The organism is Pseudomonas sp. B6001 (genome assembly GCF_013386015.1).
Classification (GTDB): Bacteria; Pseudomonadota; Gammaproteobacteria; order Pseudomonadales; family Pseudomonadaceae; genus Aquipseudomonas.
The window spans coordinates 309,349-331,271 of sequence record NZ_JACAOX010000009.1 but is presented as its reverse complement, the minus strand read 5'-3'; the positions used below and the strand labels follow the sequence as shown (position 1 = coordinate 331,271).

The 21,923-nt window shown below is 57.9% G+C and carries 29 protein-coding genes; 5 read left to right on the top strand and 24 right to left on the bottom strand.

Annotated features, from left to right (window positions below; genetic code table 11):
• Window positions 1-11: 11 nt before the first annotated feature.
• The gene (locus tag HX821_RS12625; RefSeq protein ID WP_069557367.1) at window positions 12-272 is read left to right on the top strand and encodes a protein L; all 261 of its coding nucleotides are present in this window, start codon (window positions 12-14) and stop codon (window positions 270-272) included.
• Between the two features lie 79 nt (window positions 273-351).
• Entirely contained in the window at window positions 352-615 is a 264-nt protein-coding gene (locus HX821_RS12620) for a hypothetical protein (RefSeq protein WP_177023116.1), read from the top strand.
• A gap of 146 nt (window positions 616-761) precedes the next feature.
• On the opposite strand, the gene HX821_RS12615 is transcribed toward HX821_RS12620, so the two are convergent.
• The 15 genes from HX821_RS12615 to HX821_RS12545 form a co-directional block, all read right to left on the bottom strand.
• Complete coding sequence (locus HX821_RS12615) at window positions 762-1,526, bottom strand: C40 family peptidase (protein WP_177023117.1); 765 nt, start codon at window positions 1,524-1,526, stop codon at window positions 762-764.
• A gap of 2 nt (window positions 1,527-1,528) precedes the next feature.
• Window positions 1,529-2,281, bottom strand: a complete 753-nt coding sequence (locus tag HX821_RS12610; RefSeq protein ID WP_177023118.1) for a phage minor tail protein L — start codon at window positions 2,279-2,281, stop codon at window positions 1,529-1,531.
• Window positions 2,282-2,292: 11 nt separating this feature from the next.
• Window positions 2,293-2,631, bottom strand: coding sequence for a phage tail protein (locus HX821_RS12605; protein ID WP_177035824.1), 339 nt, complete (start codon window positions 2,629-2,631; stop codon window positions 2,293-2,295).
• Between the two features lie 3 nt (window positions 2,632-2,634).
• A complete protein-coding gene (locus HX821_RS12600; protein ID WP_177035823.1) occupies window positions 2,635-5,955 on the bottom strand; it encodes a phage tail tape measure protein in 3,321 nt (1,106 codons plus the stop codon).
• On the bottom strand, window positions 5,952-6,221 hold the full coding sequence (locus tag HX821_RS12595; protein WP_177023121.1) for a DUF1799 domain-containing protein: 270 nt from the start codon (window positions 6,219-6,221) through the stop codon (window positions 5,952-5,954). Before HX821_RS12595 ends, HX821_RS12600 begins: the two co-directional genes overlap by 4 nt.
• 47 nt (window positions 6,222-6,268) lie before the next feature.
• Entirely contained in the window at window positions 6,269-6,649 is a 381-nt protein-coding gene (locus HX821_RS12590) for a phage tail assembly chaperone (RefSeq protein WP_177023122.1), read from the bottom strand.
• A 3-nt stretch (window positions 6,650-6,652) separates the two neighbouring features.
• Window positions 6,653-7,309, bottom strand: coding sequence for a phage tail protein (locus HX821_RS12585; RefSeq protein WP_177023123.1), 657 nt, complete (start codon window positions 7,307-7,309; stop codon window positions 6,653-6,655).
• A 391-nt stretch (window positions 7,310-7,700) separates the two neighbouring features.
• Window positions 7,701-8,117 (bottom strand): phage tail terminator-like protein, encoded by a 417-nt coding sequence (locus tag HX821_RS12580; protein WP_177023124.1) that lies wholly within the window; start codon window positions 8,115-8,117, stop codon window positions 7,701-7,703.
• The gene (locus tag HX821_RS12575) at window positions 8,114-8,770 is read right to left on the bottom strand and encodes a hypothetical protein (protein ID WP_177035822.1); all 657 of its coding nucleotides are present in this window, start codon (window positions 8,768-8,770) and stop codon (window positions 8,114-8,116) included. The genes HX821_RS12580 and HX821_RS12575 overlap by 4 nt, the downstream gene beginning before the upstream one ends.
• Window positions 8,767-9,135 (bottom strand): hypothetical protein, encoded by a 369-nt coding sequence (locus HX821_RS12570; RefSeq protein WP_177023126.1) that lies wholly within the window; start codon window positions 9,133-9,135, stop codon window positions 8,767-8,769. The genes HX821_RS12575 and HX821_RS12570 overlap by 4 nt, the downstream gene beginning before the upstream one ends.
• 46 nt (window positions 9,136-9,181) lie before the next feature.
• On the bottom strand, window positions 9,182-9,346 hold the full coding sequence (locus tag HX821_RS12565) for a hypothetical protein (RefSeq protein ID WP_177023127.1): 165 nt from the start codon (window positions 9,344-9,346) through the stop codon (window positions 9,182-9,184).
• A gap of 40 nt (window positions 9,347-9,386) precedes the next feature.
• Window positions 9,387-9,890, bottom strand: a complete 504-nt coding sequence (locus tag HX821_RS12560) for a DnaT-like ssDNA-binding protein (RefSeq protein WP_177023128.1) — start codon at window positions 9,888-9,890, stop codon at window positions 9,387-9,389.
• Between the two features lie 59 nt (window positions 9,891-9,949).
• Complete coding sequence (locus HX821_RS12555; protein WP_177023129.1) at window positions 9,950-10,534, bottom strand: hypothetical protein; 585 nt, start codon at window positions 10,532-10,534, stop codon at window positions 9,950-9,952.
• Between the two features lie 47 nt (window positions 10,535-10,581).
• On the bottom strand, window positions 10,582-11,547 hold the full coding sequence (locus HX821_RS12550; RefSeq protein ID WP_042572010.1) for a major capsid protein: 966 nt from the start codon (window positions 11,545-11,547) through the stop codon (window positions 10,582-10,584).
• A gap of 12 nt (window positions 11,548-11,559) precedes the next feature.
• Entirely contained in the window at window positions 11,560-12,288 is a 729-nt protein-coding gene (locus HX821_RS12545; protein WP_145163877.1) for a hypothetical protein, read from the bottom strand.
• A gap of 159 nt (window positions 12,289-12,447) precedes the next feature.
• Between HX821_RS12545 and HX821_RS12540 the strand changes: the two genes are divergently transcribed.
• Window positions 12,448-13,023 (top strand): hypothetical protein, encoded by a 576-nt coding sequence (locus HX821_RS12540; RefSeq protein ID WP_177023130.1) that lies wholly within the window; start codon window positions 12,448-12,450, stop codon window positions 13,021-13,023.
• Between the two features lie 15 nt (window positions 13,024-13,038).
• Here HX821_RS12540 and HX821_RS12535 read toward each other — a convergent pair whose 3' ends face one another.
• Genes HX821_RS12535 through HX821_RS12505 form a run of 7 tightly spaced genes read right to left on the bottom strand, consistent with a single transcriptional unit; the run spans window position 13,039 to window position 18,542 of the window.
• Entirely contained in the window at window positions 13,039-14,127 is a 1,089-nt protein-coding gene (locus tag HX821_RS12535) for a minor capsid protein (RefSeq protein WP_177023131.1), read from the bottom strand.
• Entirely contained in the window at window positions 14,102-15,520 is a 1,419-nt protein-coding gene (locus tag HX821_RS12530) for a DUF4055 domain-containing protein (protein WP_177035821.1), read from the bottom strand. Before HX821_RS12530 ends, HX821_RS12535 begins: the two co-directional genes overlap by 26 nt.
• Window positions 15,517-16,818 carry a terminase large subunit domain-containing protein gene (locus HX821_RS12525; RefSeq protein WP_177023395.1) on the bottom strand — a complete coding sequence of 434 codons (1,302 nt, stop codon included), beginning with the start codon at window positions 16,816-16,818 and terminating at the stop codon, window positions 15,517-15,519. Before HX821_RS12525 ends, HX821_RS12530 begins: the two co-directional genes overlap by 4 nt.
• A complete protein-coding gene (locus HX821_RS12520; RefSeq protein WP_177023394.1) occupies window positions 16,805-17,266 on the bottom strand; it encodes a DUF2280 domain-containing protein in 462 nt (153 codons plus the stop codon). The genes HX821_RS12525 and HX821_RS12520 overlap by 14 nt, the downstream gene beginning before the upstream one ends.
• Window positions 17,267-17,297: 31 nt before the next feature.
• Window positions 17,298-17,921 carry a putative metallopeptidase gene (locus HX821_RS12515; protein ID WP_177035820.1) on the bottom strand — a complete coding sequence of 208 codons (624 nt, stop codon included), beginning with the start codon at window positions 17,919-17,921 and terminating at the stop codon, window positions 17,298-17,300.
• Window positions 17,887-18,357, bottom strand: a complete 471-nt coding sequence (locus tag HX821_RS12510) for a proteasome subunit beta (RefSeq protein ID WP_177023264.1) — start codon at window positions 18,355-18,357, stop codon at window positions 17,887-17,889. The genes HX821_RS12515 and HX821_RS12510 overlap by 35 nt, the downstream gene beginning before the upstream one ends.
• Window positions 18,354-18,542, bottom strand: a complete 189-nt coding sequence (locus tag HX821_RS12505; protein WP_177023265.1) for a hypothetical protein — start codon at window positions 18,540-18,542, stop codon at window positions 18,354-18,356. The genes HX821_RS12510 and HX821_RS12505 overlap by 4 nt, the downstream gene beginning before the upstream one ends.
• Window positions 18,543-18,629: 87 nt before the next feature.
• Between HX821_RS12505 and HX821_RS12500 the strand changes: the two genes are divergently transcribed.
• A complete protein-coding gene (locus HX821_RS12500; RefSeq protein WP_177141524.1) occupies window positions 18,630-18,911 on the top strand; it encodes a hypothetical protein in 282 nt (93 codons plus the stop codon).
• Between the two features lie 9 nt (window positions 18,912-18,920).
• Here HX821_RS12500 and HX821_RS12495 read toward each other — a convergent pair whose 3' ends face one another.
• Together HX821_RS12495 and HX821_RS12490 are read right to left on the bottom strand one after the other, a co-directional pair.
• Window positions 18,921-19,265, bottom strand: coding sequence for a hypothetical protein (locus tag HX821_RS12495; protein ID WP_177023266.1), 345 nt, complete (start codon window positions 19,263-19,265; stop codon window positions 18,921-18,923).
• Window positions 19,262-19,600 carry a hypothetical protein gene (locus tag HX821_RS12490; protein WP_003218335.1) on the bottom strand — a complete coding sequence of 113 codons (339 nt, stop codon included), beginning with the start codon at window positions 19,598-19,600 and terminating at the stop codon, window positions 19,262-19,264. The genes HX821_RS12495 and HX821_RS12490 overlap by 4 nt, the downstream gene beginning before the upstream one ends.
• 489 nt (window positions 19,601-20,089) lie before the next feature.
• Between HX821_RS12490 and HX821_RS12485 the strand changes: the two genes are divergently transcribed.
• A complete protein-coding gene (locus HX821_RS12485; RefSeq protein ID WP_177023267.1) occupies window positions 20,090-21,898 on the top strand; it encodes a GGDEF and EAL domain-containing protein in 1,809 nt (602 codons plus the stop codon).
• The last annotated feature ends 25 nt before the right edge of the window (window positions 21,899-21,923 follow it).

Below are 21,923 nucleotides of genomic sequence, written 5' to 3'. Positions count from 1 at the left end.
CAGGACGGAAAATGGCGATCGTAACGAAAGAAACGGCAAAGTACGTCTTCCATGAGACGCCAACTATTCTCGGCGGCGGCGACTGGAACGACCTACACCAGATCGGGAGCATAGTTCCGGCCTCTGGCATCTATCGCTGCGAGGGCTGTGGCGATGAAATCACCTCAAACAAAGGTGACAAATTCCCCCCACAAAACCACCACCAGCACCCGACAGTGTTCGGTCCTGACTTAAAATGGCGGCTAATCGTCAAAACCCAAACAAAAGCGTAAAGGATTCCCCAGTCCTTCGCCTGCAAGCCCAAGGACTGGGGTTGCGCCAATATCGGCGCGTTTATGGCCTGGAGGTCAAATGAGCGGAAACTACACGGTTACATCTGAAGAAGCGATTAAACAGCTTACCGATGCCGTAATGGCTCTAGCAAAGGTTGCTGCCGAGCTATCGCCTGAGCAAACACAAGGCCATCTCGCGCTGGCAGTCGAGGGTGCTAAGCGACATGGTCACGGGCATCTGTTGATCGAAGAAATTTACAATACAACCTTCCCCAGCGCTAAGCCCACCGTGATGCTTAGCTCGGAAGAGTTTACTAGAAAGCAGCGCGAGCTCGGCAAGTAAGATTCAAAGTAGTGGCGGCCGCTTTCGAAACCAACGCCGTGTTGATATAGACCCGGCCGTCACTCCCAACCAGAAACGGAGCTGCAGGTTTCGGTTGGTTCGAGTTTTTCGCATTCATAAATCCCCCCCCTTGCGGGCATGCCGCGTCATGTTGGTTGTCTTGCGTCTTTGTGCCTGAGGATCAGTCGCGTCCTATCATGCCAGGGTCCACCGTAGACGATAATTTCGGACGGCCTGCCGTACAGGTGGTGCAGCAGAAAGGGGCCAGGCCCGAAGGTGCCCGACTCTTCCCCTGGTAACGTCGGGTCGGTGCCTAGGTAAATCCCGGCATGGTTCGGGTGAGCCGTCCGCCCTACGTGCATGACGATCAGATCACCGCGCTGCGGCCGGTCGACGCGAACAAAGCCCGCAGCCTCGTAATGCTGCTCGTACAGGCTGGCGTTCTCCGCGCGCTCCCACCAGCCATCGACGCGCTGGAAGGCTTCGAACTCAAGCCCCCATTCACGCTGGTACCAGTCAGCGCAGACCTGCCAGCAGTCCCAGGCGCCATGCACGAACGGACGTTTGAGCAGCGGCGTGCTGCCGGTTGGCGTGATCGTGCGCAGGTCGCCCTCGGGCCACGAAAAAATGTGCCAGGGCAAGGCTGTGGCTTCGCACATGGCCAGGTCGTGCGGTGACGGCCAGCTGGTGGCGTCAGGGTGCGAATGGACGATACCGATCACCTCACCAATGTCTTCCGCCGCAGCGTAGTCCTCAGGATCAAGTCGAAACTCTTCGTTCGGCTCCGTGGCGATGTTCCGGCACGGGTAGTACTTCTGCGCCCGCCCTACAGCGAGCAGCAGGCCGCAGCACTCTTTCGGGTACTCGGCCGCCGCGTGCGCCTGGATGGCTGCGATGATGTGCTTGCGCATGGTCAGCTCCGGGCAATCAGGGAGACGGCGGGGAACCCGCCGAAGGAAAGTTCGTTGTTCTCGCCGAAGCGCAACTTGCAGGACGACAAGCCCCCCTTGCACTGGTCCTTGGCTGGGTCATCCGTGGGATTGTCCTCATCGTCGAACATGGCTGCACCGGTGTAGCCGCAGTCTGGCCCGCGATAGCCGTTAGTCATGGCCCAGTGGCAGAAGGTGGTCATCTGGCGCCCGGGCAGTCCGTGGTTATCGATCTCGCCCGGGGACGACAGCTCCCAGACCACTGCCTCGCCGTCCTCGCTGGTTTTCTGGTCGATGTACCAGATCTCCAGCCCTTCCTGTGTCGGATCGGCCGTTGGGTTGCCTTCGGGAAAGTTGGCCGCGTCCAGGTACTGGGCCAGGGTCTCGCGAACAGTCAGCTTGAACTTCAGCATGTCCTCGAAGGCCAGGCACAGCGCAGTGACGCGCCCATTGATGTTGCCGGCGGCGAACGTCGGCCTGGTGGCCGTGCCGTCGCTGTTGGAGCCGATTCCTTCGATCTGTACGGGCCAGGCCGCGTACTCGGCGCCCTGCCACCAAATCGACTTGGCCGGCAGGTCCTCCTCCGAATGCTCGTAGGCCAACAGCTCCTCGGACGTGTGCGGGATGGCGTGACCGTGAAAGCGCAGGTAATCGGCGCCGTACTCGGTACCGTCAATTTCGAACAGGCGAATTTCGGCGCCGGGCTCCAGTTTCTGGATGTCCGTGATCAGTGCCATGGGTGGTTATCTCAGGGGTGAAAGGTTTGTTCGAAGGTCGCGGTAATGGCGTAAACCTGGCCGCCGCGGTGCACTGGCTTGTAGCCGTTGCACTTGTAGAGGCCCAGGTCACCCAGGGGTGGCTCCCAGAGGAAGCCCTTTGCACCCTTGTGCCGGTCGATGAAGTCCATGATGTCCTTGATGCGGGACTTCATTCCGGTGAAGGTGACGGGCCAGGACTGGGATTTGTTGTTAATCCCGTCCTCGGTCGACTGCGCGTAGCCGTCGGCAAACTGCGTGGTGCGTACGCGCTGCTTGATGTCACCCTCGACGCCCTTTTCAGTGGCCCAGGTGAATCGCTCGATTGCCATAAATCATCCTTTTACGTTTCGGCTGCTCACGCCGCCTTGGCGCCAAGACTTGGCGATCTCTTCTGTTGCGATTTGCCGGGTGCGCGATTCCATGTTGCGCTGGAACATTTCGGCGTCGAACTCGGCGCCGTCCGGGCGGCCGGCCTCCTGGTCAGTCAGGATGATCGGCATGTTGAGGCTGAGGTTTACCCCGCCACCGCCGCCTCCAACCGCAGAAACACCCAGCTTGCCGTTGGCTGTGCGGGTGAGCGGCATAATTGCCTCTTCGCCCGCTTCACCCATGACCCCCGTCTTGCCCCCGGCCATGCCGAACGCAGTTGGTTTGCTGACGATTGTGTTGGTGAAAGCACCGCCGTCGGCGAACATCTGCACACCGCCCGACCAGGCGCCACCCTTGGCCTGAATGCTGCCCGGGGTGAAGTTTGAAAGGTCGGTACCCGTGTACCCGGCCTGACTTGCCCCGCCAGAGCCGCTGCCGCCGAAATAGCTCAGACCTGCGCCAAACAAGCTGCTGAGTAGCTGTGAGCTCGCTTGTCGAGTGGCAATCCGCACCATGTCCGCAAGGATAGATTTGGCAAAGTCAGCAAACGACAGCTTCCCAGTCAGCGCGAAATTAACCACCGCATCCTCCATGGAACTGAAGGCATTGCCGAACAGGGTTTTGGTCTGCCCGGCAATGTTCTTCGCCGAATCCAGGTAGTTGGCCCAGGCAGACGTCGCGCCCTTTGTCCAGTCGCCCTGGGCGTTCTCCACATCCGCGTAGTTCTGCCGGATCTGGTCAGTTGCAGCTTTGTTCGCATCCGAGAGCGCCTGCGATTTTCGCTTGAACTCCTCCTCCGACATATTGCGCGACGGGTCGGATTTCTGGTTGGCCAACTCCAGCGACTGCTGAGCAAACCGGTCTTGCTGGCTGTTCAGTTCGCCGTTGAGTGCGTTCTGGCGGTCCCCCTGGCCAACGCCGAGTACTGCGCGTTGGCCGGCAAGTTCCAGGGCTCGCTGTTGCTGAGCCAGGGCCTGCACGTAGGTGGTGATCGACCGTTCCTGCTTGGCCAGGCGCCCGGTCTCGTTGGTGGCCAAAACCTCAAGCTGGCTGTCGGCCTCTTTCTGCGCCTTGACCATCCCTGCGCGCGCGTCAGCGATCTTCTGGTCCAGCTGGATGCTTTGCGCGGCCGTTGTCGCCTTCTTGCCTTTGACAGCCTCCAGCGCGGCAATCTCGGCCTCATAGGCTGCGGTCACATCGTCGCGCTGGTTGCCGATCAGGGCTTCACGCTTCAGCGCGTAATCGGCCTGAGAAATGAGTCCGGCCTTCTCCGCGGCGTCCAGTCGCTTCTGGCTATTTTTGTACTCATCAACGATCGCTGCAAGGTTGTTCTTGGCGCTGTTGAAGCTGGTGAGGTCGACCTGAGTGCCGGCTGCTTTCGGGTCTTTATTCTTGTCCTGGAGCCCCTTCAGCAGCGTGTCATAGGCGCCGCCGGCGAACTTGTTACCATCGAAGCTGACACCATCAAGTAGCGGCGATTTCTGTCCGGTTTTCTCGGCATTCTCATATAGCGCACGAAACTGATCGTTGAGCTTTTTCAGGCCCGCCTGACGATTGGCCAAAGGATTGACGTTATCGAGCTGCGCATCCAGCGCCCGCTGAGCCTCAATGGCCTTCTGGTTCGCGTCGGTGTTTTCACCGGTGGTAATCGCCAGGTTGGAACTGGCCGCCTGCCTGGCTTTAAGTCCAGCAAGTTTTGCCTCAAGCGCGGCCGTGGAGTCGTCGTGCTCGCCAGTGCCAAGGCCAAGCGCCGTATTCAACGAGCTCAGCCCATTGGAAATTGCGCCAGCGACGCCGCCGCCCCTGCGCGTGTCCAGCACGCGCTGGGTGATCTCGATCTGCTTGGCCAGGTCGGGAAAGATCTCCGACCGGACTTCCGCGTACGCGCCCTTGATGGCGTTCTTGATGTTGTCCCAGTCGCGCTCAACGTCAGAGAGCGACTCGCGGTAGGTCTTCAGTCGCGTTAAGGCGGCCTGATTCAAATCTTCGCTGAGAACATCCAAAGCGCGCTGACTTTCACCTTGATCATCCAGCCCTTTGATCACTTGGTACTGCTCAAGTGTCAGCAGCCCGTACTGACTGCTGATCTTGCCTGCCGCTTCGGTGGCCGTCTCGCCGGCAGTGGCAAAGGACTTGGCAAGTTCGCCGGCGCCCTGCCCTGTTACTTCACTCACGGCCGCTGCAGCTTCAGCCAGATTACGCATCTGCGTACCGCTGGTAGCTGCTCCGGATGCAAGCGAAACGACAGCCTCGCGCGCCCCGGACAGGTTGCCGGTGATGCGCCCGGCGCCGTCGGCCATGTCCTTCAGGCTGGCGATGGTCTGCCCAGCCCCATTCGTACCGCCATTGATCGCGGCATTGAACTCGCGTGCCTGCTTCATCGCATCGAAGTAGGCGTAGCCCAGCGACCCAATTACAGCGACCAAAAGGCCGGCTGGGATCAGCATCCCTGCGAGGCTTTTCGCCGATTCACCGGCGCCAGCGCCCAGCTGAGCTATCGCGCGCGCACCACTGCCCAGGTCACCCGCCTGAATGGCATTGGCGAGCTGCATTACGTTTTCCTGAGCTTGGCGTGTGCCGAGCTTCAGCTTGTCGAATGCGCCCGCGGCCTCAGTCAGTCCCTCTCGGTCCTTGCCGATCTTTGCCAGGGCTTCGTTGTAACGCTCGGCGTCGATCTGACCAGACTTGTGCAGATCATTGAGCGCCTTCTCCTGAGCCTCCAACTTCGCCAGCTTGGCGGTCACTGGATCAATACCGTTGACGGTGCGCTTCAGTGCCTCAATCTGACGATTCTCTGCCTCGATCAGCTTTTGCTTCTGCGCCAGCTCTTTGGCTTCCGCCTTTTCAATCTTGTCGTAGGCCCTTCCCAGTTGATCTTGGTACTTCGCCTGCTCCTCAATGGTGACCAAGCCTCCCTTGCGGGCACGCTCTAGCAAGCCCTCAGCCTGAACCAGCGACTCCATGCTCGAGATGTTGCCTGTCATCGCCTTGTCGAGCTGACTGATGACGGAGATTTCCGCTACTGCGCTGTCAGTTGCTTTACGACTCGCACCGGCTTGCCGGTCCCTGGCTGCTGTCGATTTATCGATGCTTTGCGCTACGTCCGCTTCTGCCTGGGAAACCTTTTTGCCGGTGTTGGCCAGCCCTTCGCCTGTTTTGCCGAGGTCATCAATGGCCTTTTGGGCGTCTTCAGCCGAATCGACCAGCTTATCAAGATCATCAGCAGCCTTTGCGGCCTGCGACGACTCGACAGCAATACCCAGGGAAGCGAAATTGGTGCTCATTTGTTTTCTCTCTGTTCCGCCATCACCTGCAGGGCTTCAGCCTCCATCCGCCGGAAGTCGCTGAAAATGGTTTGTCGCTGGCTGATCGGTACGCCACACATCCGAATGACCCCGGAGAGAACGCCGTAGTCCATGCCGGTAGCGCCGTACGCGCCTGTACGCCACTGGGTGCTCATGGCCTCGAAGACTCTGAAAACATCCCAATTGTCGGGCCAGATACCGACTTCCTTGTCGGGTATGTCCTGACGCGATAAGCCAAAGGCCATCAGATCAGCGTCTGATGGCCCTGGCTCATACAGCGCGCGCGAGGCGCTTAGGAGTTTCCCAAGCGGGCCTCGCTAAAGGCTTCGGCGTACGCGTTCAGCACTGCCTTCGGCGCCGAGTTGATCGAATTCACGAGGATGCGCACGTTTTCGGGCGTGAACTTTTCTTCAATATCCCAGCCGACGACCACGTCCAGCAGTTGGTCGGCCTGCAGGGCAATCTGGGCGGCGGTGAAAGCTTTGAGGTCCATGTCGCCGAGCTGCTTGCTCAATTCGCCGTGCCGCTCGTTCCAGCCGGTGTACAGCTCAGCAAGCGCGGTACGGTCCAGGTACTTGAACTCGAACTCCACCTTTTCGGCGTTGTACCCGGCCCGCTGGATCATCACCGGCGCCTTGAAGGTCGGCTTCTGGATCAATTTGAACTTGGCCATGGGTTACACCGCAGCCGCGTAACGGGCTGGGCGACCAGTCAGCGCCAGACTGATCACACGGGTCATCAGGTTGTTACGGGACATGGTCGGCGTCGAGGTGATCGACACGTAGCCGTTGTAGATGATGCTGCTGCCGCCAGGAAGGTTGAGTCGGAGCAAACGAGCCTGCTTATCATCGTCCGCCGCCTCACATACGGCCACATATGGCTTGGACGGATCGTCGGCGACGGTGAAGGTCAGCGTGATTGGGTTCTTTGTGGTCGGCATTTGGCGATCGTCATCGTCAGCCAGGAAGCCGAAAGTCAGGAACTGCTGATCACCACCACTGGAATTCATCTCAGTAATCTGCGAGATCTCGGTGAAGCCAGTCACTTCGCGGACAGAGCCGATGCCGGAGCCGGCAGGGTATTGCTGAACACTGGTGGTGTTGACGTTTTCCAGCGCAAAAGTGCCGCTGGCAATCTCACCGACTCGAACGCCGCGACCATCGAGGCGAGTCCAGCCAGAATTGACAGCGATGACGTCGCCCTCAGCCAGACCGTGCGCCGCAGCGGTTGCAACAGCTGGATTGGCATTCGTCAAAGCGGTAAATGGGATCGCCGGGCCGTAAGCAGCTGCGATCTCAAGGGTGGCGCCGTTGGGCATTTGGATGCCGGCCATGGGTGTTTCCTCTTTTCAGAAATGACAAAACCCGCACGGAGGCGGGTTTCGGGGTTTGCCCACCGGGCTAAATGTGTTTGTTGCTAATTGACTTCCATATTGCTTCGGACCTCGTCCAAAGGGATACCGGATTTCGAGCCTACGACCACACCGGTAAGGCCACAGCTTGGGCAGCAGGCATGCTTATCCTCGTACCACTTAAGAATGTCAGTTGGCACGAGCCAGAGACCGCATCCGACGCATAGGCACCGCTCGCTCAAAGCGATTTCTTCGCGATTCCTATAGCAGTGATCCTCTACCCACTCACTTAGATATTGAAGTCGCTGCTTCCTGATTTCGTCCATCGCAGGTATTCCCAAACCAATTCATGAATGGATTCTACCGTCTAGGATCAGGCGGTGTCGGCTCGGTATTCGAACGACACCGGCACCGTGTAAGTCGGCGGGTCTGTGATGCCTGGGCCAGGATCAACTGGCGACATCGTAACGACGGTGAGGCCTGCCTTTGTGTCTCGCGCATAAAGCGGGAATAGCGTGGTCAACTCAGCCACAAGTGGGTTCGTCTTGGTCTTGCCGGTACCGGCCGGGGCCACAATGCTGATCTGGTAAACGCCGATGAATGCTCGATGGTCGCCGGCGAGCGTGCTGCTGGCTGTATCGCCTGGGAGCATGAAGGCCCGCAGATAGGTCTCGCCGTCCGCCGGGTCATACTGAGTGTTTTCGAACACGACCTTGATGGGCTCCGCACGCGCCCTGCTCCAGGCAAGTAACTTGGCCTCATAGATCGATGCGATGATGGCGTGACTCATACTTGGTTATTCCTGATGGCGTCATCGACAGTTTTCTGGAACTGAGACAACGTGACCCGAATCATCCCGTGAGGCGCTTGCTTGCTATGCCCATACTCAAGCGGGATTCCGTAGGGCAGGTTATTCACGATGTAGGCCGTCTGCCCCGCGGTCAGGGTTTGAACCTGTGCCTTGAGCACGGCGATGCTGACGTTACCGCTGACATCGATCTGATCAAGCATTCCCTCGGCCGGCGTATCAATCGAAAACTGCCAGTTCCCGCGAAACCGCCCGCCGACGTAGCCCTTGCCTGCCACCAAACCGTTCACGTTGAAGTTCTGGTCGCGCTCGGTCTTGGTGAGGGGCTTGGCGTACTTCAAACCGCGCCGCAGCTTGCCTGCTTTGGTGAAGTTCGATTCGTTGAGATTGATGATCGTATTGCGGACCGCGACCTTGAAGTCATAGTCATCGGCGGCCCGGGTGTTCGCCTGGCGGTGCGCAACGTTCGCCGCCCATATCTCTGGATTGCCCACGGGCGACATGCGGATGACGCTGCTGCCGATCTCGATAACAATCTCGCGGATGGTCGCGTCGATACCGGCCTGGGCGCGCTCGGCGAAGTCACGGATGTTCTCGGCGAAGCTACCGTTCATCCTCGCGTACTTGTTCGTCATGACCGCACCTGCAGCTCATACAGGATTGGCGTCCCGGCTGGGTTGACCTCCTTCAGCGGAGGAACAATTGACCAGGCACGGCCTTGGGCAACCACCTTATCCAGCAAGCCCGGCACCCAGGCCAAACCCTGGGCAGCAATCTTGAGTTTCTTGTCGCCCTGCCTGATGAGGCTGTTGTTCTGGAATTCCAAGCCGGAGAAGTCGAGCAGGATGCCTTGGGCGATCTGCTCGATGGTTGCGCCAGGCGCTTCCCCGCCCGTCTCCGGGTCGTACTCGCCCGGCTGAGTCTTGCTGATGGTCACGGGCTGGCCGAACTCTGTGATCATCTCCAGAGCCATCACGGCCATTTCGTCGTAGAAGGCCATGGTGGCTCCAGATGTGAAAAGCCCAACTCGATGGCTGGGCTTTCGCTTAGAAACTGAGCATTTTTTGAATAAAGGTTTTTAACGCTTCATCAGCTATCGTAACCGCTCGTTTTGCCGCTTCCGGATCATTAACGTTTCCCGCCATTCCGGAGAGAGCGGCAAGATATGCCCGAGTCCAAAATTCACGCTTTTCATCAGCACTGGGGGTCATTCCTACGCCTCCTGTTTCTTGTCGAACAACAACGCTACCATCACGCTCTTACCGCAAACAACCCCCGTTTTTGTAGGTAGTCGGCAAACTGCGTAGCGCTCGGCCGATCCGGCGCCGCCGGCAACAGTCGGTTGCTGGTGGACGGGATAGCCGCATACTGCCGCGTCACCGCACCTTCAACACGATCCAGCAGCACGGCGCCTTTGCGCTTCTCCACCGGGTCGATATCGTCTTGGTGGATCTCGGCGGCCAGGGCCATTTGACCGTACTGAATACGCGCTGGCAGGTAGTTGTTCGGCTTGATCTCGTGATCCAGCAGTACCTCCCGGCGCGGCCAGGACAGTCCCTGCTCGCTACTGGTCTTGCGCCCCTTCCAGACCATGCCATCCATCGCCAAGGCGGCCCGGCGCAGCAACGCTTCCTGCTCAGGAACACCTGCGGGGATGACCGTGCCGAACCTCACGGCATACATGGCCAGGTCCTCGGCGCTCGCGTAGCTTTCGGCGTCAGGCTTGCCGGTGCCGTCCTCGATGATGAGTGTCATGCGTCAACTCGCTGGAATGGTTTGAAGATTGGCCGCCGGATCACCGACAGCCAGCAGTATTACTCCTTGGTCAGCTCAGCGACGAGCTTTTCCAGGGATTCTTTCGAGGCGTTGGCCCGATACTGGACCTTGGCTTCATCGAGCTTTGCTTTCAGAGCCGCGATATCACTGGCCTCGTCAGCCGGCGGCGTGAGGGCAGACTTCTTCAGCGCTTCAACCTCGCCACGCAGTGCGTCGACAGTTAAGGCCAGGCCGTCACGTTCAGTGGTCAACTCATCAACCGAAGCATGGGCGGTGCCCAGCAAGTCAAACAAGCGCAACGCCAGGTCGCCGGACTCTGGACGATGGATTTCGCCAGCTTCCAGGCCGTCAACAAGGATCAGGATCGATCCATGCTCAGCACGCAAAGCCGTGATCACCTTTTCCAGTTCGGCTTGGTTGCCCGCACCAACAATCTGCGCCCGCTTGGCTTCCTTCACCGACACATCGATGCCGGCTGCTTCGTACGCATTGACCACGCTCGGCCAATCGCCAATCACCAGCACGCTGGTCACACCCGCTTCGGGCTTATCGAAGTGTTCCGGATTGCGGTAACGCTTCTCCGGGTCGAAGCCGCTCAGCTGGTTGCTGTAAGTCAGTTCCATGTGTTTCTCCAAGGCGGCCATTGCTGACCGCGCGTTGAGTTTGAGCCTTAACCGCCAGTGACCGGAGGCGTTGCGGTCAGCGTGATCATCACGCCGGCAGTGACCTTGTTGCTGCCCGCGTGCTTGACCCAGTTGGCAGCGGAGCCGACGGCAGCCAAGGTCGGGTTGGAACCACCAGTGGTGGCTTTCCAGCTGTAACCCAGCACGTCGATATTCACGGTGCCTTCAGCGCGGTAGCCGATGCTCAAGTTCTCTTCGTCGTTGACTTCGTAGGAACGGAAGCCCGGGGCCTGCGACTCGGTGATAGTCACGGCGTTTGGCAGCAGGCCGAAGATCACGTCCGCCGGCGCGGTATCGGTCACCAGTACCGGCTTGCCCAGGGTGCCTGGTAGGCCGCCGTAGATCACGACACCAGCTTCTTCGTAGATCTTGTTGGTGATGGCTTCGTCGACGATGTCGAAGTAGGCGCTGGAGTGCATGACCCACAGAGCAATACGGCCGAACTTGTCGCCGAACTTGCGCATACCGCGAGTCAGCGTCTTCTTGCCATCGGTTTCGATGTTGGCCGAAACCACCATGTCAGCGTTGGAGCCAATGGCGGCACGCAGGCCAGCGGTTGCGTACTGGATGAAGCCTTCCAGGGTCGCGTCAGCAACGTCGGCGCCGACGATCTGGGAGAACTCCTCGACCGGACGACCGCGGCGCTTGAACGCCTCTTCGGTGGTCTGGTACGGGCCGTACTTCCAAGGCGCTTTGACGCCAACAGCTTCGCCGGCGCTGATCTTCTTGGCAGTTACCTTGCCGTCAGAGTTAACATCGCGGTGTTCCAGAGAGCCGTTCAGCTTGTAGAGCGCGCGTTTGCGGAAGTCGCCTTCGATCAGCTCGTTGTCCAGCACCATTGCGCCGTTGGACGATGCGTTAAACACATCCAGGTTGTCCTGAACACGTTCCAGGTATGCGGTTTGCGCCTCATCGTTGTAGATGATCAGGTCGCTGTTAACGGTTGTAGCCATGAGTCAATCCCCTTACTTGGGCAATGCGAGGTATGCGGTTTGGCCGTGCTTGCGCTGAAAGTCGCGCTTCTGCTCGGAGGTCATTTCGGAGCGCTTGAATGCAGCCTTGCCGCCACCCCCGCCCGGGGCAAATGTCCCTGAAGCCCTTGGCCACAGATGAGGTGCGCTTTCGCGCAGAGATTCCGCCCATTCGAGAGGAGTCAGAGGGGTTTTGCCGTCTTTGCCGAGGATGACCTGGCCGGATTCATCAACGGCGACTGCATCGCCATCTTCGTTAAGGGTAAACACGCCTTTAGCGCGCAGGATGATGTCGTCGGTTGCTTCCGGCAGAGCACCGGCCTTCAGCGCTGCGCCGCGTACCGAATCGCCCAGGACTTTGCCCTGGAACTTGGCCGCGAAGGATTCGGCCTTCTCAGCTCGCTCGCTGATGGTCTTCAACTGCTTGTCGTAGTCGCCACGCAGGCGCTCGGTCCGGCGGTTGAAGACTTCGTCCACCTTGCCCTCGGTCAGCAGCTTAGTTTCTTCGTCCTGCCCGGCGCGGTTGAGCAGTCCTTTGACGGCTTCAATGTCGATGCCTTCAAACTGTGTTTCGAACTGGGTCAGCTTGCCGGAGGTTTCCTTCAGCTTGCCCAGCAGTTCCGAGTTCTTGGTTTTGAGACCAGACACAGATGCTTCAACGGCAGTCGCGATAGCGGCCTTGATTGCCGGGTTTTCCAGGTCGATTTCGTTTTCTTCTGCCATGTTGATGCACCCCTTGGGTATGAACCGCCCGCTTTGCAGGCAAAAAAAACCCCGCGAATGCGAGGCTTGGGAGAAAGATGGTTTGGTGTCGCTGCGTGTACTGAACTGGGTAGAATGATGTCAATCTGTCCAAACAACTAATGGAGTAGTTCTCACAAAATGAACCTAGAAACGATTAAACAATACACTCGTAAGGGTTACGTCAGAGCAATGGGTCTGATCACTCTCCTCGCGGGTATTGCAACAGTTTACGGAGTCATTTACCCCTCAGGTCCCGAGCTGAATCCAGCATTCCTGGGGCGCTGGGAGAGCAAATATCAATATCCAGTTCCAGGAGGGACGTTTACCTTCAATGGTGTCACCGAATACTTTCGAAACGGTAAATACAACTTGAATGGGACATTTGAATTCTCCGGCAATACCGCTGGCGGGCCTTTTACTTCAGTCGTGCTAGCGCGCGGCGTCGGCACTTGGACGGCTAGCAAGGAATTTCTTACCTTCACATTGACTGGATTACGCACAGAGCCCGGAAGATACAAGAGCGGCGATATTGACCTTCCGATTCCCTTACTGGAAAAACTAACCGGTATCTCTTTACCTGATTTGAATGAACACTATTTGCCTGGTAGCTCAGACGAGTTAAAAATCGTTTCGCAGGAGCAAAAACGGATCGTACTTCAGGGCAAAGATCCTGCTGGGAATCCATTCGTAGTAGTAAGCAATCGACAACCTTGAGATCTAAACGACGGCTCAGTTGATGTTTGCACGCTCGAATGCCAGCGGTTCAAGCCCTTTCATCTGCACCAGCGTCAGCGGCGAGAAGTTGCGATCAAGCTGCAGCTCGGCGAAGCGCTCGACGGTCAACCCGCCCTCCCTGAACAGCTTGGCCCGGACAGGACCGATGGCGACGTCTTGGAACGAAGCAGGCTGCTGCTGGAGCCAGTGGTAATAATCGAGATCGGCACTCACCTGCTGGCCGCCGTCTGCGCCCACCGAGGCCCGCGTAGCGCCCTTGGCGAACATCGCGCTGAGCTTGGTCAGCAGGATGAACGTGGTTCGGCAGTTCGGGTGGAATGGCGGCCTTGGGCCGGAATCTACCGGAAACTTGCGTTTGTCCATCGAGCGGCACAACTGGCTGGTCTTGCTATCCAGCGTGGCCACCATCTGGATCTCTTGCACGATATCCGTGTTGGCCTTCGCGACCTCCATGCGCGCCTGGGACGACACGTGCTGAATCGCGGTGTGAACGACCGTGCTGGCATTACGGTTGGTGGTGGCCAGGATGCCGTCTTTGTACCCTGCCGCCTTGGTACCGCGAATGTTGCGAATGATCTGAAAGTTCGTCTGCCCTTCGAAGAAGCCCTTCCGGATGGTGCCGGTGACGCGCTCGCGCTCGGCGCCGGTCCACCCCTTGATGAACGCCTTCAGCAGCTTCCCGCCGCCGGTACCACGCACGCTGAGTGGGTTTGTCAGCACTGCGGTCCGAATTGCAGCAGCCGTCGGCGCGACCACGTCCAGCGACACACCAACCGGCGCCGACCTGGCGATGGTGGTCGCTTCGAACTCAGCCTCGTAGTTGGCGATATCCACTAAGTCCAGGTTCAGTTGCGCGCTGTAGCGGTCGAAGATGCCCAGCAACAGACTGTCTACCTCCTTCAGCAGCGCTTCCAGGCGCTTGACGTTGCACTCGGTCAGGTCCGACTGCGTGAGCCGGTCACGGATCGAACGGTCAATCTCCTTAAGGAAAGGAGCAAATTTGCCGACCTCCCCTGCCTTAAGCTTTTCGAGGAAGACCGCGTGCCGGATCGTGGCATCAAGTACTGCCGGATTTACCGCCATTTGGTTTGTCCTCGTCATCCAGGCCCAGGCCGTCGCCCTGCTCTTCTAGTTCACCGTCGATTTGCAGATCAGTACGCTCTGGCGCGATCAACCCCAGCTTGCGCAGGTAGGCCCGAAGGTCTGCTTTGGCAAAGCCGCGTTGCTGCCACAAGCCAACCAAAGCCGTGATCATCTGCGGATCAGCCGTCAGCTCGACGAACTCCTGATTCACTTGGTAGGCGACCTTCTTGTCAGCGATGCCCATATAGGCGCAGCACCACATGATTGCCCGGGTGTATGCCTCGCTGACGTTTGCCACGCAGCCAGCCAGCACAGAGGTAGATGCCGATTGATCGCCGCGGGACTCCGTAGCGGTCTTGGCGGCCAGTGAAGCCACCACCATCCGGGCACCCAGTTCGATCATCATCTGGTTCTTGTCGGCCATGGCCTCTTTGACCAAGGTGTTCGGCGCCGGCTGTGCGTAACCGAAGGCGCCGCCCGCTGGGAGGAGCATTGGTGCGCGTGACCCGACATAGACCCCTTTTGTCTCCAGCAGCTTTACCCACTGCTCGTCCAATCCAGAAATCCACGGCTGAGCCTGCCCACACCAGAAAACGCTGTCTTCGTAATCGGCACTGTTACGGTAATGGCCCAGGTTGATCATGGCGATGTCGTATAGCGGCGACTCGTCGATGCTTGAATCGTTGTTCTGCGCCCCGACGAAGGTGAACGGTATCTCCTTGAGGCGACCGGTTACGCCTTCGGGCTTGAACTCGTCAATGACTGCCAGTGGCCCGCCACCTTTCGGCCCAGACCGCCGCCAGACGCGGCAAACAAAGCCGTCATCCTCAAGCGCCAGTTCCCGGTACTGCTCAGCTGTCTTGTAGCCGAAACCGTCAGGAATCTCCGGAGACTCGCGCAGGACCACCAGCGTCAGCACGCTATGACCGTTCACCATGCCTGTACGCCAGTTGATGATGTCTTCAGCGCAGTAGGACAAGATCACCGAATGCCCGCCGATACCATCGTCTTGGTGGTAGTCGACGTACAGGCCGTGTCGGCCAGCCTCCAGCACCTTTTCAAGCGTGCCTTGGGAGTGCTGGTAAATGCTCACTCCGGAGCCGTTGGCGTTGTCCTGCAGGTATTCCAGCTTCTTCGGGACAGTCAGCGTCGGGTCTTTGTGGAAGGCCAGGCCCAGCAGCCCGTTACGGGTGTGCCCGGTGGCGTTCTTGAACACTGCCCGCTCGCGGTAGGCCCGGTTTCGGTCTTCGTTCTCCGGAGATTTGTCGTGCGCATTGATGTACGGCAGCCGGCCGACTACTCGGTGCTGGCCCGCGCAAACGTCGCGAACCGTCGCCCACCGGTCTAGCACTGCAGTGTATTCCGCCCGCTTGAAGGAGACGTCGTTGCTCATCGGGCGTATCCCATTTTGATAGCGGTGACCGGTTTGATGATCGGGTACTCGCGGTGGATGAAGTAGCCGCCGGCGTCGTTTGCGTGATCGATGCCAGCGGTCTTGTCTGGCTCCCCGTTCGAGCCCCACACCTGCTGCTCCAGGCCATCGGCGTAGGTCGGGCAAGTAAACGAGTTGATCAGGTAGCGGCGCTCGCCCTGCGCATTGCAGAAGACGGCGTTCATTGCGTTGATTCGGTCCTTCACCGGCGGGTTTGCTGCTGGAGCTATGACCGCGAACCCGGCCTGCTTGAGCATGGCCAGGTCGGTGATACTGGCGTTCACAGACTTGCGCGAATCGCCCGAGGCATCCGGGTAGATCCTGATCTCGCACGTCTTCTTGAAGTCGTTGCCGTCGTGCTGCCAGTAGCGCTCTTTGATGCGGCGGATCATGTCGGGCGTGTCGTAGCCGTCGATCAACTCATCCACGGCCCTGGGCAACCCCTGGTCGCGCTTAACATGGGTAATCGCCGCCATCTTGCCGACGTTGAAGTCCATCCCGATGAACAATGGCTCACCAGGCTGCACGGTGTCGAAGCATCCGTTGAGCTTACGGTCGTAGGCGGTGTAGATCGTGCCGGACGTCAGGTTGACGAACTGGCCTTTGAGGTACGCCATGATCAGCTGCGGCGGATACGACTCCATCAGGGAAGCGATGTAGTCATCCGGAAGATTGAGCTCGTTGTCGAAGGTGCTGGCCTGCACCAGGCCGTACATCTCCTTGAGCGACGGCTTGTCGCGCAGCTGCTTCACGAACTGCAGGAAGACGAACTTGAAGCCTTCCGGCGTCGTGGTGACATCCACCCCGTTCTTCAGCCCGGGCAAGTTGTAACGCATCCGGGCAATGATCTTGCGCCAAGCCTGCTGCGCCTTGACGGCAGTAAGCACGTCCAGCTCATCCACCAGGGCATGGCCAATCTTGAAGCCGACAATCGTCTGCGGCTTCTCCATCGAACGGCAAATCACAGTGCCGCGGTACTGCCGGCCGCTGTAGATGTGAACTTCGTGGTTCGCCTGGTTGATCTTGGTCTTCAGCCCCCAGTCGTAGGCCACCTCATCCATGGTCGGATAGAAGATGTCCCGGATTTGCGGGTAGGTCGGTGCGAAGTAGCCAGCGTTGACGCCGGGCCACTCCATGAAGTGCTTGCTCAGTGCCGAGCAGCCCACCCAGGTCTTGCCCGAGCCGAACCCGGCAACGAACGCACGAAACTTGTGGGGCAGTGTGAGGAACTGAGCCTGCGGAACGTTAAGGCTCGGCATTCGGCTTCCTCGCATCCACCACGTCGACCTGAATGCGGGTCGGGATCACCGGTTCATCGCCAGCCTCTTCTTTCCGTGCCCGGTTGACGTAGATGTCACCGGTTTCTTTCGCGGCCTGTTCGAGGATCTGCATGGCCAAGCCGATGTTCTTCATCGTCTCGGCCTTCTCCACAAAGCGGTTCATGGCGCGGAGGCGGAAGGCGCGGTTGGCGATCGGGATGTCAGCCGTCTCTTCGCGGAACCGCTTGCGGGTATCGTGGAACAGGGTCACCCATTTCTTTGCCAGGTCTCTCCCGGCGCGCTTGGTCGGGTCTTGGGCCTCGCACTGCTGACGTGTCACCTCAATGCCGAATTCTTCTCGGACGGCTGCTGCAACTTGGGACGGTGTGTCGAAGCACGCCAAGGCCTGAACCATGAAGCCTTTCACCTCACTGCTCAGGGCTGCCATAGGGTAAATTCCGTCTTAGGTCTGTCAGGGGTCAGGCCGATCTGAGCAGACAGGTTCCGCAGGCCCTCGCAATGTTCAATTTCCCCACCTCAGTAGGACTGTTTGCTGCATCCACCAATGCTTGAACGTCAGTGCTCGCACCATAGCGGCGGACCACGCCGACGAACTCTTCGACGTCGTGGCCCTGCAGCTTGATCTTCGGTGCGCCGTCTTGGGTAAATGCTGGTTGACCGTACTTGTCGGTCGAGTGAGCCAGGTGATACAGCTCGTGCTCGATCAGGGCGCAGAACTCAAGGTCGCTGCACTGCGCGCAGTAATCAGCAGCCAACGTGATGATGAAGGCAGGCACATCACCGAACCAATCACGCATCTGTTGTTCCATCCGGGCTTTCTGCCAACCACCGGCGCGGAACGCTACCTGTTCGGCCTGGCCCAAGACTGTGCGGCCCTGCTTCTCGAAGCTCGACGACGCCCACATGACCCGGATGTCTGCATCCAGTAGGTGGGCATGGTCTTCGTTGTGAATGCTGCCGGTGTCGGCGAGGATCTCAGCCTGGAGCCATTCCCACACCTCGGGCGCAGGAACAAGGCGGATGCCGAAGTCGCTCAGGTCGGAGAGCTCAAGCAGTGACGCCGGGGGCAGTGGTCTTTGCATCAGCCATCCCCTCGTTGATGATCACAGTGCGGATAGTGCCGCCGGTGTAGATGTCTCGCTTCATGGCAGCGCGCACTGCGTCTTCTGCACTTGCGCCCATATCCATTGCGGCCAGGGCGTACTGCGCCCCACTGCCCATGGCATCCGGGTTCGCCGGGTCGAGATCCTGTTTCCATATGCCGGTCGTGTCGTCGTGGCCGATCATCATCAGCTTGCCACCGTCAACGGCATAACCTGAGCACTCAACAGGAACTGGCGATGAGGTGCCGAAGTAGGCAGCGATCAAAGCCTTCTCGTCGCATACAGTCCCCGACAGGAAGAAGCTGACGCCATCTACCACCTGACACTTTGCCGCGCTGTCGGAAACGATGCGGTCGTTCCGGGTCTGGCGGCCGTCATAGGCGATCACGCCGTCTTTGTAGGCAATGGTCGTCATGCGGTCACCTGCTGCAGCCACTCTTCAATGATCCGCTTCACCACCAGCTCAGTCAGGATCGAGGAAGGCTTGTCGCCGGCGATCACAGATTGAACCAGTGCGTGCGGGATTACGTGGGCACCATCATTGGCTACCACCATCAGGTGCGGGCGCTGGTCGGCTATGTCGTGGATGCTAGCGGTCATGCCCTACTCCAATGCCGCGCCACGATTTCGGGCATTCGAAAACGTGGCGCGGATTACTTGCTATTGATTAGTCAGAATCCACTACCCTTGATCGACGACTTGCGGCAATCTGCGCGCCTCATCTCTAGTCGAGCTAACGTCATGCCAATTGATGCAGCATCCGCGATGGCGTTAGCGCGCAAGAACTTCCATTACCTGGCCGAAGCCAAAGATCAGGCGCACTTGGCAAAGCTCAGACTGGGCGCAGTCGGTTACAACCAATCCCTGATGACAGCTGGCTGGATCAGTCAGGAACAGGTGGATCAGCTGAACGCTGAGCTCGACGTTGCCTGCGGTTCCCGAAGTCGTGCGCTGCGCCCAGACCAGTAGATCGGAAAGCTATTTGCCCCGGCGCTCGACACCACCAGGTGCCTTGTCACAGTGCAGGCAGTGCTCGCAGTTCAACGTCCGGCACAGCCAGGCTTTTACCGGCTGCCAGTACGTGACCATGAAGATGTGGCGAGCACCGGCAAGGGCCAGGGACACGTGCAGCGTCAGGCCCGCACTGGTCGGGCCGAAGAAGATGTTCTGGCTGCGCGCCATAACGACGAAACCGCTGATGGCAATGGCCGAGTAGATCAGCTTCCCGAGGATGCCGTCCCTCACCTTACCGCTCAGTACGCACCAGGCGGCCCACAGCGCGATAAGGCCGCAGGCGATGGAGTTGATCAGTTCAAGATTCATGGTGGATTGCCTCCCCCGAACCGCTGGCGAATAAGCGCCCAGAGGTCAGCGGATTTGATGGCTCGATTGATGGCCGCCAGGAGCGAGCCGCCGAATGCACCCAACAGAAAGCCGATACCGGCGACGATCTTCGGCTCGGTCACTCCCAGATAGGTGCTGACCATGCTCGTCAGATAAATCGAGCAGGCCATGCCGGTGATCAGGAAGATCATCCAGGCACGCCAGTCGTTCAAGTCGTCCTTGTGCCACCAACTGGCGATCACGGCGCCAACTAGGCCCGCAATCAGCAATTCGAACCTGTCGATCTTGTCGAGCAGGCGCTGTAGATACTCCATGCGCTCGACTCCGTGGGGCATGTTTGAAATAGGTCAGCCCCGGCGGCACTCCCTACTAAGTGCGAAGGGTGTGGCGGGGCCGAAAACGAAAAAGGCCCCGCACGATGGCGAGGCCTTGAGATTGACCAGGTTTCCCTGAAACCAAACGAAAGAGGCCCCGTACTTGGCGGAGCCTCCTTTAGACCGGACTCATTGGTTGATTTCAACGCTGAAGACCGTTCGAAATGCAGTGTATGGGCACGATGAATAAATACTCTCTCATTTTCTCAATTAATGCAACGTTTCTTCGGATTCTGCATTGTGATTTATAGATGCAGAGTGAGCGGATCCAATGCGCTCTGTCCTTTCGAGAAGCGAAACGCCCGTATTTTGCCGTATTCCCTTCGCATGAATGGGTCGTACCTACTGACTCAATAAGTAAATGAAGTCGTAGGGTTAACGGTGATCTGATACCGTTTAGCCACATGGTCGTGATACACGAGGTTAGTCATGGACGCAAATACCCACTTCCCTGAGTACGAAGCAGAACGCTTAAAACGCGTTGAGGCCCTTTGCCCGCAAAATGAACAAGACGATGAAGTCTTCGAAAAAATGATTTCAATGACTTCAGAATACTTCAATGCTCCCATCGCCCTGATTTCTATTGTCGACAAGCACCGCCAGTGGTTCAGGGCACGGATCGGGATTGAGCAGCAAACTACACCTCGGGACGTTTCGTTCTGCGCACACTCTCTACGCGACAGGAAGGCGTTAGAGGTTTTGGATGCGCAGAATGATGAGCGCTTCAAAGATAACCCCATGGTCACCGGCGCGCCCTTCATTCGCTATTACGCTAGCGCGCCACTTCTCACAAGTGATGGTTTCTCTCTGGGTAGCCTATGCATAATAGATACTTCACCTCGACAACCGATGAGCAAGCGAGATGCAGCAATGCTCGTTTATTTCGCTCAACTCGTTGTCTTGCGGATTATGGGTTTACGTTCCCGTAATTTTATTGATCAGCCAACCGGACTTTTCAACCGACTCAGACTGGAAGAAGATATTCGACTAGCAAGCTCTAGCGGCATTCAGCACGATCTATTTGCTGTGGACGTAATATCTCCAAAATTTTTGAATGACGTAGTAAAAGCGCTCGGTTACAGCTTTTCTCAAAATTTAATGCTCAGCGTTAAGGGCAGACTTCAGTCTTTATTACCTAATAATTCTCTCTTGTACAAAATCAGTCCAACACGTTTTGGGTTTCTGTTAGAAGGTGGCCATCCGGTGGAAGGTCTCTGCCTTAAGATTCTTTCAAATTTTGACGAGCCGGTTGATTGTCAAGGAATCCCAATACTCATGCAGACAGGTATTGGGGTATTGAAAATCGCCGATGCAAAAGAGAGGGACTGGCTACGGTTAGTCGTAGGGGCAGCTGATGACGCAAGGGTTCGAAACTTGGGCTGGGCGATGTATCAACCTGAGTTGGACGCAGCTCAGCAGCGAGCGTTTACCCTATTGAGCTCCCTGTCTGATGCAGTTCGGTCTGAAGATCAGCTGAGCTTAGTTTTTCATCCGAAAGTCACATTACCTAGTCTAGCATGTGAAAATGTTGAAGCATTGATCCGGTGGAATCATCCTACGCTCGGGCCTATCAGTCCCGCAGAATTTATACCACTTGCAGAGAAAACTGCGTTGATGCATGCAATTACCTTCTGGGTACTTGACGCCGTAGTTGACCAAGCCAAGGAGTGGCTCGGCAAAGGTATTGAATTACGAGTTTCCATGAATGTCACTGTCAGTGATCTTGAGAACTCTAAGTTCTTAAATAAAATTACAGAATATATAAACAACGGCGCCCTTCTGTCGAAAAATTTAGAGCTTGAATTCACGGAAAGCATGCTCATGTCAGACCCGAAGACAGTTATTGAGCAGCTTGAGCGCGCCCGCGCGTTAGGCATTGAAGTTTCCGTGGACGACTTCGGTACTGGCTACAGCAACTGGACATATCTAAGGCAACTGCCTGTGAGTACGGTTAAATTAGACCAGTCACTAATCAGCAACCTCAACACCAACGAAAAAGATAAACGGCTAGTTAAGACACTCATCGAGCTTGCCAGAGGATTAGGCTATAGAGTCGTAGCAGAGGGCGTCGAAACCCAAAGCATTCTGGACCTGATCACGCTCTGGGGGTGTTCAGAGGCTCAGGGATACCTGATAACAAAACCCCTGAAAGCGGAACCTTTAGAAAAATGGCTGGCGCAAGGTGGTTTCAGCTCGGTATGTGATGGGACTAGAACGCCAGGCACCGAGTCCTTGTAGTCCATCAAAACCTGTCGGCGGGAAG